The sequence below is a fragment of the Wohlfahrtiimonas sp. G9077 genome, assembly GCF_002252155.1.
In the GTDB taxonomy this organism is placed as follows: domain Bacteria; phylum Pseudomonadota; class Gammaproteobacteria; order Cardiobacteriales; family Wohlfahrtiimonadaceae; genus Wohlfahrtiimonas.
Genome location: NZ_NEFD01000001.1, coordinates 495,865 through 509,169 on the forward strand (window position 1 = coordinate 495,865; position 13,305 = coordinate 509,169).

General features: G+C 46.7%; 8 protein-coding genes. 2 read left to right on the forward strand and 6 right to left on the reverse strand.

From position 1 onward, the window contains the following. Positions 1–46: 46 nt before the first annotated feature. Positions 47–1,684: a lactate permease LctP family transporter gene (locus tag B9T20_RS02335; RefSeq protein WP_094489640.1), complete on the reverse strand. Its 1,638-nt coding sequence runs from the start codon at positions 1,682–1,684 to the stop codon at positions 47–49. A gap of 96 nt (positions 1,685–1,780) precedes the next feature. Next, positions 1,781–4,603: an FAD-binding and (Fe-S)-binding domain-containing protein gene (locus B9T20_RS02340; RefSeq protein WP_094489641.1), complete on the reverse strand. Its 2,823-nt coding sequence runs from the start codon at positions 4,601–4,603 to the stop codon at positions 1,781–1,783. A gap of 155 nt (positions 4,604–4,758) precedes the next feature. On the opposite strand from B9T20_RS02340, the gene lldD reads away from it, so the two are divergent. Together lldD and dbpA are read left to right on the forward strand one after the other, a co-directional pair. Then, entirely contained in the window at positions 4,759–5,889 is a 1,131-nt protein-coding gene (gene lldD / locus B9T20_RS02345; protein ID WP_008314330.1) for an FMN-dependent L-lactate dehydrogenase LldD, read from the forward strand. 142 nt (positions 5,890–6,031) lie between these two features. After that, a complete protein-coding gene (gene dbpA / locus B9T20_RS02350; protein WP_094489642.1) occupies positions 6,032–7,417 on the forward strand; it encodes an ATP-dependent RNA helicase DbpA in 1,386 nt (461 codons plus the stop codon). Here dbpA and B9T20_RS02355 read toward each other — a convergent pair. Genes B9T20_RS02355 through ptsP form a run of 4 tightly spaced genes read right to left on the reverse strand, consistent with a single transcriptional unit; the run spans position 7,404 to position 13,187 of the window. Next, a complete protein-coding gene (locus B9T20_RS02355; RefSeq protein ID WP_094489643.1) occupies positions 7,404–7,946 on the reverse strand; it encodes a DsbC family protein in 543 nt (180 codons plus the stop codon). The two genes, dbpA and B9T20_RS02355, sit on opposite strands and share 14 nt — an antisense overlap. Before the next feature lie 59 nt (positions 7,947–8,005). Next, on the reverse strand, positions 8,006–9,736 hold the full coding sequence (locus tag B9T20_RS02360; protein WP_094489644.1) for a PTS fructose transporter subunit IIC: 1,731 nt from the start codon (positions 9,734–9,736) through the stop codon (positions 8,006–8,008). Continuing rightward, positions 9,733–10,671, reverse strand: a complete 939-nt coding sequence (pfkB, locus tag B9T20_RS02365) for a 1-phosphofructokinase (protein WP_094489645.1) — start codon at positions 10,669–10,671, stop codon at positions 9,733–9,735. The genes B9T20_RS02360 and pfkB overlap by 4 nt, the downstream gene beginning before the upstream one ends. Continuing rightward, entirely contained in the window at positions 10,668–13,187 is a 2,520-nt protein-coding gene (gene ptsP / locus B9T20_RS02370) for a phosphoenolpyruvate--protein phosphotransferase (RefSeq protein ID WP_094489646.1), read from the reverse strand. The genes pfkB and ptsP overlap by 4 nt, the downstream gene beginning before the upstream one ends. Between the last annotated feature and the right edge of the window lie 118 nt (positions 13,188–13,305).

Sequence of the window (13,305 nt, forward strand, 5' to 3'; positions counted from 1 at the left end):
TCCTCCCAATGGGAGGATTGTATGCATTCATATGAGCAATGACACTTTATTTATTAAAGAAAATCAATGTCCATGGCATGACATAAGCTTGAAGGATCGTCAATAAGCCCACAAAGCTACAGAAGATCAAGCTGTGTTTAACGGTGAATCTAAAGAGTTCAGACTCTTTACCCACAATGCCTGTTGCCGCACATGCCACCGCAATTGATTGTGGAGAGATCATTTTACCCGTCACGCCACCGGTGGTGTTTGCCGCTACCAATAATTCAGGGGTCACATTCAACTGATTGGCAACGTTCGCTTGCAATGAGCTAAAGAGCGCATTTGATGAAGTGTCCGAACCTGTTAAGAACACGCCGAGCCAACCTAAGAATGGTGCAAAGAATGGGAACAATACACCCGTTTGTGCAAGAAGTAACGCTAAGGTTGAAGATAAACCAGAATAGTTGGCAATGAATGCAAAACCTAACACCAAGCCAATCGATAAAATCGGCATTCTGAGTTCATATAAAGTTTCCGTGAAGGTTTTGATGCCATCTGTGACCTTCATGCGTAAAATCACCATAGAGATCACACAAGCGATCAAAATAGATGTGCCCACAGCGCCCAAAATGTTTAATGTATACACAGCCGCATATGCCGTTGGTTCTTCAACAATTGGGGCACCTTTCATCACTAAGTTGTGTAAGTATGGCACTTCAAATTTGAATGTGGCAAAGGTCAATAACGCTTGAACAGATTTAAAGCTCCACAATGTCACCATGATGGTCAATACGATAAACGGTGACCATGCGATGAAAATTTGTTTAATGGAGTAACCGCTGGCTTGTCTTGGGGAAGGTTTTTTCTGACCATCAAATGTGAAGATCTCTTTAGGCTGCCAAACGCGAAGGAACAACGTTAAACAGATGAGGCTCACCAATGCAGAAGTGATGTCTGGTAATTCTGGACCCACAAAGTTTGCTGTTAAAAATTGCGTGATGGCAAAAGAAACGCCGCTCACTAAAACCGCTGGCCATGTTTGGCGAACACCGCGCCAACCATCCATCATGGCCACTAACCAAAACGGTACAATGATGGATAAAATCGGTAACTGACGACCCACCACTTGACCAATGTGGAATGCATCTAAGTGAGAAACCTCACCGGCAACGATGATTGGAATGCCCATCGCACCGAAAGCAACTGGTGCTGTATTGGCGATCAAACATAAACCAGCTGCATACAAAGGTTTAAACCCTAAGCCCACTAATAAAGCGGCTGTGATGGCCACCGGCGCACCAAAACCTGCCGCCCCTTCTAAGAAGGCACCGAATGCAAAACCCACCAATAACAACTGTAAGCGTTGATCTTCAGTGATGGAGATGATCGATGAGCGGATGATGTCAAACTGCCCTGTTTTCACAGCAATCTTATACAAGAAAACGGCAGTGATGATGATCCACGCAATCGGCCATAAGCCATACACAAATCCATAACCCGAGGCTGCAAATGCCATTGTTACCGGCATGTCGTATACAAAAATTGCCACTAAAATGGCCATTGACAATGTCAATAATCCGGCAATGTACCCTTTGAGTTTAAAAACGGTCAAACATAAGAAAAACGTTACAATTGGCAATACAGCAAATAGTGAAGAGACACCCAGATTCATAATGGGTGTGTAATTTTGCATCCATGTCATAAAATACCTCTGTCAAAAAAAAGGCTAGTTGAAAGACCGATCTACCACAATATAGATCGGCATAATTTACAAGTTACAGATAGATGAATGGTTTAATTAACCTGAACAGTGATTGAGCAAAGCTTCGATGCTGTGATACTCAATGCCGGAATGTTCAGTCAAACCCATTTGGCAAGTGCGGCTCATGGAAACTCCATGTTCGCAGTTGCTTGGAATGTTCTGCTTTAATAAACGCAATGCATTCGCATTGAGCTCTGGCAAAAACATCCCCTTATTACCCGCATATCCACAACACGCAATATTGGTGAAGTTCAGCGAATCCGTGCAAGCGGCCGCTAATTGTGTGAGCGCGGTGCCGCTGTTCATTTTCGTGGCCGAACATGGAATATGCAGGGATAATTGCTCACGCTTATGCACGATGGTCAATTTTGGCAACACAAAGGCTGCTAAAAATGAGGCGGAATCATACAATTTTAAGCGTGCATCAATCAAGCCTTGTTCTTGCGCATCAAATAAACGCAAGGCGCACGGTGCATTGTCAATATAGACAGGATATTGTCCATCTTGACTCGCTTGTAATAACGCTTGGTTCACGCGATTTGCAGCGCGTTCGCTGGCGAGCACTTCTTTGAGTGAATCAAAAGGTTGCCCGCAGCATAATGATTGATAATCCTCAGGGAAAATGGCGTGATAGCCTGCTTTTCTAAATAATGATAATGTATGATCCGCAACCGAAACGGCCTCTTGTGTGCCCTCTGCAAAGGTGCGGTTAACGCACGAAACAAAGTAGACCACCGGCGTTTTTTCATTGTCCAAAATTGGCGTGATGGGTTTGGCGGCTTTTGGCAAATGCTCGGGTAAAATCGGAATGCCTTTGAACACAGAATGTAGTGATTTTGTGACACCATGACTGCGTTTTGCGCCCAATACATGAGCACCTTTGAGCATTGTGCGCGCTGTTTTGCTTAAAAAGTTAATGTGGGACTCTGCATAATTGGCCAAATCCGGTTGGCGATTGGCAGTTTTCAGAGATTTTATCATCTCGCCTGTGTTGATGCCAATGGGGCAACGGGTGGCGCACATACCGGTTGTGGCGCAGGTATCGATCCCCATGTACGGATAGACTTTTTGAATCGATGCCAATAATTCAGGGTGTTCTCCTGTGCGCGTTAAATACTCATGTTGACGCCACAATACAATGCGCTGACGCGGCGTTAACGACAAACCATCCGATGGACAAGCCGGCTCACATAAACCACATTCAATGCATTGATCGATGATGGGATCGGATTCCGGCATCGCTTTGAGTTTCTTTAAATGCAAATGAGGATCATCGGTGATGATTACATCAGGATTTAAAATGCCAAGCGGATCAAACAGTGCTTTGATGCTGCGCATGATGCCATACGCATCTTCACCCCATTCCACTTTCACAAAAGGTGCAATGTTGCGTCCTGTGCCATGCTCTGCCTTTAAAGAGCCATTGAATTCAACTGCCACAATCTCTGCAAGTGCAGCCATAAAATTGTTATAGCGTGCAACTTCTGCTTCGCTGTCTAATTTTGGCGTTAAGATAAAGTGAAGATTGCCTTCAAGCGCATGACCCATGATCATGCCCTCTTCATAGCCATACGCTTTGAGCAATTTTGTCAAAGCACGCATGCCTTCAGCTAAGCGTTCAATCGGGAATGCCACATCTTCTGTGATCAAATTACTACCAAGCGGACGGTTGCCACCAATGATGGGCAATAAACCTTTACGCACGCTCCAATAAAGATCCGTGACGACTGTATCTTTAGAAAACGTGCTATGTTCTGTCGCCCCATGATCGGCCACCAATTGATTGATAAACGCAATTTGCGCATCGAGCGTGGCATCATCTTTTGCTTTCGTTTCAATGAGTAAGCAGCCAGAATCCTCAGGAATGTCTTGATAGAAAAAGCTTGGCAAACGATCGATAATATTTTCACCCACACAGCGAATGCTGCGAGCATCCAGCAATTCCAATGAATCCACCGTCGCTTGCTGACGAAGTGCGGTGACCGCATTGCAGCAATTGTCTAAATCATCAAAATAGATGAGGGCGGAGGCTTTGTGCGGATGATCCACCACTGTTTTGTAGGTGATTTCACTGATAAAGCCCAATGTACCTTCTGAACCGATCATCAAATGGGTGAGCATTTCAATCGGGTCATCAAAATCCACCAAAGCATTGATGCCATAACCTGTGGTGTTTTTCAGACGATATTTGTGGCGAATGCGTGCTTCGAGCTCAGGATTGCTGCGAATTAAATCAGACAATCCCTTTAAATCCGCCAAAAATTGATGGTGAGAGACTTTAAAATCTGCAATGCTCTTGGCATCTGCAGTGTCTAAAATCGTGCCATCAGCGAGGATGACACGCATGGTGTCCAACGTGTGATAGCTGTTATCTTTGGTGCCACAGCACATCCCACTTGAGTTATTAGCAGCGATCCCACCAATCCTTGCGGTATTGATGGTGGCAGGGTCTGGTCCAATCTTCCGGCCAAAAGGCTTGAGGATGAGGTTCGCATTTGAGCCGATCACCATCGGGCGCAATTTGATTTTATCGCCCTTGTCCAAAATTTTGGCATCCACAAATTCATCACCTAACAACACCAAAATAGAATCTGATGATGTTTGACCCGACAATGAGGTTCCTGATGCCCGAAAAGTGATCGGCAAATGATATTGTGCCGCAAGCTGCATAATATTTAACACCTCTTTTTCGTTTTGTGCACGCACCACAACCTCTGGCACATAACGATAGCAACTTGCATCTGTTCCATAGGCGAAACGCACCGCAAGCTCAGTATAAATCTGCGCTTTTGGTAAAACTTCACCAAGCGCCTGCACAAATAATGCATGCGACTTTTTCAGCTGAGAAACCCCTTCCATATCCTAATATCCAAAAAAATGTTATTTAATTATTCCAATCTGCGTTAAATCGCTTTATGATTTGTTTTTTCTTACCGTATGCGAAAAAGTAAATGAATTGTAGTTTATTTGTCAAGCAATTCATTGAGTCAAACAGTTAACCATTGGAGAAAAACATGATTGTTTCAGCCTCAACAGATTACCGAAAAGCCGCTAAACGCACGCTTCCGCCCTTCTTGTTCCATTACATTGATGGGGGTGCTTATGCTGAGCATACTTTAAGACGCAATGTAGAAGATCTCTCCGACATTGAATTGAAACAACGCGTTTTGAACAATATGGAACATGTGAGCACAGAAACTGAACTGTGGGGCGAAAAATTAGCCCTTCCTGTGATTCTTGCACCGGTGGGTTTAACCGGTATGTATGCACGCCGCGGCGAAGTACAAGCAGCTAAAGCTGCTGCAAACAAAGGCATTCCTTTCACATTGTCTTCCGTTTCTGTATGCCCAATTGAAGAAGTGGTTCCGGCCATTGATCGCCCAATGTGGTTCCAATTGTACGTCCTCAAAGATCGTGGCTTTATGAAAAACGTGCTTGAGCGCGCAAAAGCCCAAGGCGTTACCACACTTGTGTTCACCGTTGACATGCCAACGCCAGGCGCCCGTTATCGTGACGCACACTCGGGTATGAGCGGGCCTTACGCAAATGTTCGCCGCATTGGTCAAGCAATGGTGCATCCAAAATGGGCATGGGATGTGGGCTTAAATGGTAAGCCACATGACCTTGGCAATATCTCTAAATACTTTGGTTCTGCCATTGGCCTTGAAGATTACATCGGTTGGCTCACGAAAAACTTTGACCCATCGATCTGCTGGAAAGATTTGGAATGGATCCGTGAATTCTGGGATGGCCCAATGATCATTAAAGGCATTTTAGATCCTGATGATGCACGCGATGCCGTGAGCTTTGGCGCCGATGGTATTGTGGTGTCTAACCACGGCGGCCGTCAATTAGATGGCGTTTTATCCTCTGCGCGTGCATTGCCACCGATTGCAGATGCCGTCAAAGGTGATCTTAAAATCTTGGCAGACTCAGGCATTCGTACTGGTCTTGATGTTGTGCGTATGTTGGCCCTTGGTGCAGACAGCGTCATGATTGGCCGTGCTTTTGCCTATGCATTAGCAGCAAATGGTCAAGCGGGCGTTGAAAACTTACTCGATCTTTTCCAAAAAGAGATGAAAGTGGCCATGACCTTAACGGGTGCAAACACCATTGCAGACATTACGTCAGACATTTTAGTTTAAAAAAAGCAACGGCAACACGACACAATATTTAAAAGCCGATGAATGTCATCGGCTTTTTGCCAATTAAAGATGGCTTTGAGTGACAATTTTCCGTATAGTGAGGCCTTTATGTCTTTCATTAACATCGAGAATCACTGTGTCTATGCAATTTTCTGAACTCCATTTACCGGCCGCGCAACTTAAAAACCTTCAAGATTTGGGTTATCAATCCACAACGCCCATTCAAGCTGCAGCCCTACCGGCCATTTTAAAGGGTAAAGATTTGCTGGGCCAAGCCAAAACCGGCAGCGGTAAAACGGCCGCCTTCGGCATTGGTGTTTTAGAAACCATTGATGTCACACGCTTTGCAACCCAAGCTTTGGTGATTTGCCCAACGCGCGAGCTTGCCGATCAGGTGAGTAAAGAACTGCGCCGTTTAGCCCGTTACATTCCAAATCTTAAAATTTCAAGCATTTGTGGCGGCACGCCCATTGCGCGTCAAATTCATGCCATGAGCCAGCACCCACCACACATCGCTGTGGGCACGCCTGGCCGCTTATTAGATCACTTAAAACGCAATACATTGAGTCTCAAATCCCTTAAGGTCTTGGTGCTCGATGAAGCCGATCGCATGCTGGACATGGGGTTTGCCGATGAGATGGATGCCATCATTGAACATGCACCGCGTCAACGCCAAACATTGCTGTTTTCTGCCACTTTCCCTGAAAACATCGAAGCCATCAGCGCGCGCATTCAGCACAATCCTGTGCGCGTCATGGTGGAAGAGACCGCTGCCGACAAACCAAACATTGATCAATCTGTGGTGATTGTGGACAATCAAGCCGCAAAAGCCGCCACAACTGCAGCGCTGCTTTATCATTATGCGCCAGAATCCACGGTGATCTTTTGTAACACCATTGCCGCGTGCCAAGAGTTGGAAGATTATTTATTTGAGCAAGACATTGATGTGGTTTCCCTTCATGGTGATCTTGAGCAACGTGAGCGCGATCAAGTGCTTTTACGCTTTAGTAACGGCAGCACGCGCGTATTGGTGGCCACAGATGTGGCAGCGCGCGGCTTAGACATTGCCGATTTATCGATGGTAATCAACTATGACCTGCCCTTTGATCCTGAAGTGTATGTTCACCGCATCGGCCGCACAGGGCGCGCAGGTAAAACAGGCATTGCCGTCAGTTTAGTGGTGATGGATAAATTGCATCGCCTGCAAGAAATTGAAAAATATCAAGATCAAACCATTACTCAATATCCGGCTGAACATTTCAAAGATGTGAAACCCATCTCATTGATTGCAACCATGAGCACCATTGAGATCAGTGAAGGGAAAAAATCTAAAATCAGCGCAGGCGACATTTTAGGTGCCTTGACAGCAAAAGGCGAAATCGCCGGTAAAGATGTGGGCAAAATCACGCTATTGCCAATGCAAGCTTATGTGGCCATCCGCCGCGAACATGCAAAGCAAGCGGTGGATCAAATTTGGAAAAACCCCATTAAAAACATTCGCTGCCGCGCCCGCATCATTGGGGATTAGTTCTCTGCCATGTGTCAAAGTCGAGCTCGCCATTCAGGCCGGCTCGAATCTCTTTAGGCGACATAAAACCACTGACTTTACGGCCATCTTCTAAAAAGATCGAAGGCGTGCCAAACACTTGCATCGCTTTTGCAGCGGCTTGTGCCTTCGCTAAAATGGGCGCATCACATGGGCGCGCCTTAAATTTCCCATAGATCATCGCTGCATCCAATAAAAAATGTTGTTGATCCTTCGGTGCACACCAAATGGATTCTAAAATGGGCTTAGATTCTGCCATCAAAGGAAACGGCACAAAACGCACCGTAATGCCATGATCTGTCAAATCAGTTAGATTTTGATGCAACGCCCGACAATATGGGCACAACACATCCGTAAAAATTGTAACGGTGTGCTGCGTTGTCGCCGCAGCAGGATAGATGACCATCACAGATTCATCTAAATTGGCCAATTGCATTTGGCGATCCATCGGTTCAGCCATCGCTATGCCCAATAGCCAAAACAGGCCAACCATCATACTCACAATGCGCATCCCATTCCCTCCATAAAAAATGCGCCCCGAAAGGCGCATTGATTATACCGAAAAATCACTTAAGCGGCTGCTTTGGCCACCACCGTTTTTTTCACGATGCCAAGCAGTACAGCGCTGACAACCGTACCGGCCACAATCGCAAGTGCGTAGCCCAATAAGTTAGAGACTGCGCCTGGAATGGCCAACACAAAGATACCACCATGTGGTGCTTTGAGCTGACAACCCAATGCCATAGAGATCGCACCGGCCACAGCAGCACCGGCCACAAAGCATGGAATCACACGTAATGGATCACGCGCTGCAAAAGGAATCGCCCCTTCACTGATGAAGGCTAAACCTAACACACCGGTGGCAACCCCGGCTTCATATTCATCGTGGGTGAATTTATTTTTAAATAAACGCGTTGCCACAGCAGCAGATAATGGTGGCACCATACCTGCAGCCATCACTGCTGCAATGGGCTCATACACACCAGATGCAATGAGTGCCACAGCCGTTGCATATGCAGCTTTATTGATCGGCCCACCTAAGTCTGCCGCCATCATGCCGCCGATGATTGCACCAATCACAAAGGAGCTTGCGCCATGCATGCTGCGAAGCCATGATTCTAAACCATGTAAAATCGCCGCCACAGGCTCACCAATCACATACACCATCACTAAGCCCACGATCAATGTGCCGAGTAACGGGAGGATTAAAATGGGTTTTAAACCTTCTAAATTGCGATGAAGTTTAATGTGTTTATTAAGCCACAACACCAAATAACCGGCCATAAAACCTGCAATGATGCCACCTAAGAAGCCTGAACCGATCTGTGCTGCAAGTAAACCACCAATCATACCGGGCGCCAAACCTGGGCGATCGGCGATGGAAAAAGCAATGTACCCTGCCAATGCAGGTACCATCAACGAAAAGCCAACGCCACCGATGGTGGACAATGTATGGGCAAAGGTGCCAGCATTTTCTGGGCTGCCGGCATTGATGCCACCAAAAGCAAAGGCAAGTGCAATCAATAAACCGCCTGCCACCACAAATGGCAACATGAAGGAGACACCGGACATCAAATGTTTATAAACGCCACCTGCCGATTGTCCTTCACTTTTAGTCGCTTCACCTGCATCAGAAGTGGCACTGCCTTGCTGCACTTTTGCCTCTGCAATCGCTTTTTGAATGTAACCCTCACCATTGCTGATGGCCATTTTTGTGCCAGATGCATACACACGCTTTCCATTAAAGCGGGAACGATCCACTTCACGATCCGCCGCAATGATCACCAAATCTGCATTTTGAATCTCTTCTGGCGTCAATACATCTTGCGCACCGACAGAGCCTTGCGTTTCCACTCGCATATGATAACCGAGTGCTTCACCTGCGGTTTGTAATCCTTCTGCCGCCATAAAAGTGTGGGCAATGCCTGTTGGGCATGAGGTGACGGCCACAATATTATGAACGCCCTCTTTTTTCACAGCATCAGAAGATAAGGCTGCGGATGTCTCTTTTGCCACCGTTTCTAACACAGATTTGGGATCACTCAATAGATCACTCATGGTGACCATTTTTTGATCCGTTTGTGGATATTGCTCAGCAATGTCTTGCCCCACATCTGCTAAAATCAAGGCATCTTGTGCGCTGGGTAAAGCTTTAAAATTCACCATTTTTTGATCATTTGAAATGATCGCCACATCCACATTGTGCCCAAGCTCTTTGGCCGCTTGGTGCAATGCCTCTTTGGCTAAAATGGCCTTCACATCTGATTGGTCTGAATTGAGGATGACCCAAATGTTTTTCATGATGATACCTCCAAAGTTTGGATTGTCACTTGTACTGCAAATGCTTCTACAACTTCATGTTCTGGTAAATTTGGCCCAATGGAACCCAATTTAGAGACCGCAAAGGCGGTGGCTAAGCGGGCAATGCGCTCAAGGCTTGCATGCTCACGAAGGGCGCTCGCAATACCAGCCACCATTGCATCACCTGCACCAACGGTGGTCATCACTTTAGGCGCAATGAGATTTGCTTTAATGACACCTGTGTCATCGATAAAAAGCGCACCATCGCCGCCCATGGAAATCACCACTAAGCGAATGCCACTGGTCAATAATTTTTTAGCCTCTTCAATCACCTCAGCTTCTGTGGTTAATGTGCGTCCTGCATATTCAGAGAGCTCCACAAAGTTCGGTTTGACACAATAAGGCTTCACAGAAGATGCCAATGCTGCTTTGAGCGCAACACCACTTGCATCCACAATCACTTTGGTTTGATGAGCCGAAAGTGCCTCTAAAATCTCGGCATAAATGGTGCCTTGACACAAAGGCGGAATGGAACCCGATAAAATGGCGATCTCATAATCTTGCGCCACAGCGCCCATCATCTGTGTTAAAGCCGCTTCACTCGCAGCAATGCCTGGCAGATTGATGTCTGTGGTGCAATCGTGATCCACAATTTTAATGTTGGTGCGATTAAGCCCCGGCACACGAATGAATTGATCATCCATGCCTTTATAGTCAAACATCGCCTCAAAAATACCAATGTTTTCATTGCCTAAAAGGCCCGTCACCACAATCGGCTCATCAAACCAATCGGCCAAACAAGAAGCCACCATAATGCCCTTGCCGCCCGCTGTATAATGCACCGATTGCGCACGATGCACTTCGCCTACCGTCAATTGTTCTAACTGAATGGTTTGATCAATCGCGGGATTTAATGTCACGGTGATGATACTCATGCCATTTCTCCTGTTAATGCACGCACTTCGGCGGCGTTTTCAAAGGTGACGGCTTTAGCAGCCATCGCTTGCATATCCGCTAAAGAGTGCTGACGAATGCGCGCTTTAACAGAGGCAATGTCTCGCGGCGTCATGGATAATTCATCCACGCCTAAACCCATCAATAACAATGCGCCTAATGGATCACCGGCTAAACCACCACACACACCCACATGACGCTGATGTTTTTTCGCGCCTTGTACAGTTTTTTCAATCAAGCGCAACACTGCAGGGTGCAAACTGTCTGCCTCTGCCGCAAGGTCCGGATTTTGACGATCCATCGCCAACGTATATTGTGTTAAATCATTGGTGCCAATGGAGAAAAAGTCCACATGCTCTGCCAACACATCCGCCATTAAGGCTGCAGCGGGCACTTCCACCATGATGCCAATCGGAATGTTTGGTCCATCAACAGCGGCACGCATCTCTTCACAATGGGCTTTGAGCGCTGTGATTTCTGCCACCGATGTGATCATCGGAAACATAATGGCCACTGCTTTGCCATCTTTCGCCGCACGATAAATGGCTTTAAGTTGTGGCAATAACAAGTCTAAACGGCGCAGCAACAAACGTGCACCGCGCACGCCTAAAAATGGGTTCTCTTCATGGGGCAATTTAAGATGCGCCACTTGTTTATCCCCACCAATGTCTAATGCACGGATGATGAGCGGTGCGCCATCTAATGCCATCATCATGGCGCGATAGGTTTCATATTGCTCCTCTTCAGAAGGCGTATCGCCTCGCTCTAAAAAGAGGAATTCTGTGCGCATGAGCCCAACGCCTTCCGCACCTTGTGCCATGGCAAATGCCACTTGATCTGGTCGGTTAACATTCGCAGCCACCATCATGGTGTGACCATCTGTACTTATGGCAGGTTTACGACGATCTGCCTCCTCTTTTTCACGTTTTTCGCGCTGCGTGATGATCCATGCATTGGCCGCTTCAATGTTTTTAACCGTTGGGCGCACATAAATGGCCGCGCCATCACCATCCACAATGATCTCATCATTGGTTTCAATGATGTGTAAACCCTGCCCAACCGCCACAACTGCTGGAATGCCCAACGTTCTGGCCAAGATGGCGGTGTGCGAGGTTGGCCCGCCAAACTCTGTCACCAAACCTTTGACTTTATTAACATCAAGGAGCGCTGTGTCAGAAGGTGATAAATCACTGGCCACTAAAATCCACTCACCATCCGGTAAGTCCGCCAGCGTGGTGCGTTTTAACGCAGGATCAATATAGCCAAGCACACGCTGACCCACATCACGTAAATCTGCGGCGCGCTCTGCCAACAATGGATTGCCCGATTGCGTCAATTGTGCCGCGCGATCCTCAATGGCTTGATGCCAAGACCAAGCCACGCCGTGCCCTGCCACCATCAATTGACATGCCGCGCTCACTAAAGATGTATCTTCTAACAAGGCGGCTTGCGCTTTAAAAATTTCAGCATCGCCTGCCCCTAAACGGCGCGTGGTGCTGTCAATCAATGCCACCATGCGTTGGCGAGCTTGATTCAATGCTTGATCTAATAATGCACCACCTTCAATGAGGCTTACAGGGGCATCGACAATGTCCGGTTCATGAGCGGAGAGATAATAGGCTTTGCCCAACATAAATCCTGGGCTTGCCGTTACGCCATACAATGCATCGCCATGATTTTCAGCAGGCTGCCAGCCACCAACATTCTGTGCTTTCATTTGCGCTTGAGCACGCTCAGCATCTTCTTTTTCTTTAGCAGTTAATGCCATAATGCTTTGCTTAAATTGCGCCAATACAGCATCCGCCTGAGCACCGTCTGCAGAGATCACCACGTGATCCCCCATGCGCAAACCCAATTGCAATAGCGCCACCATATTGTCTGCCGCTGCCACTTCATTGTCATGTCGCACTTGGATGTGAATGCCGAGTTTTTTGGCGAACTCTGCCCAACTCGATGCAGGGCGTGCATGTAAACCGGAAGGATAATCCACCGTCCACTCAATGGCATGGGCATAATCTTTCACAGTTTCAGTTGCTTGTGGTGCAACCGCTTCACCCGTTAAAGCTTCAATGATGGCTGCCGCTTGATCTGTGGTTGACAATTGCGTTAATAACGTTTCATTTTGCAATAAACGGGTGAGCTTACGTAAAATGGTGATGTGTGTGTCGGATTTTGCTGCAATCGCCACAATGAGGGTTGCTTTTTGCCCATCATTCCATTCAACGCCTTCTGGCACTTGCAAAACTGCAATGGCATCGTGCTCAATGAGCCCTTTGTCTTCCACCAAACCATGAGGAATGGCAACGCCTGAACCTAAATAGGTATTTGACACCGCTTCGCGCTGCATCATGCTTTGAATAAAATCGTTTTTCACCATTCCTGCTTGGACCAATAATGTGCCCACGGCTTCAATCGCCGCTTTTTTATCCGCAGGATGTGCATTTAACTGAATCAATTGTTCATTCAATGCCACATGTGATGCTGTTGAATTGACCATATAAACTCCTAGTTGATTGCATATTTTAAATATCAAACCATCAGTGATCTGTCATACATTCGCCGTCAATCTTAACATTACTATACATTCAGCTCATACTATTTTTATGTTTGATCCA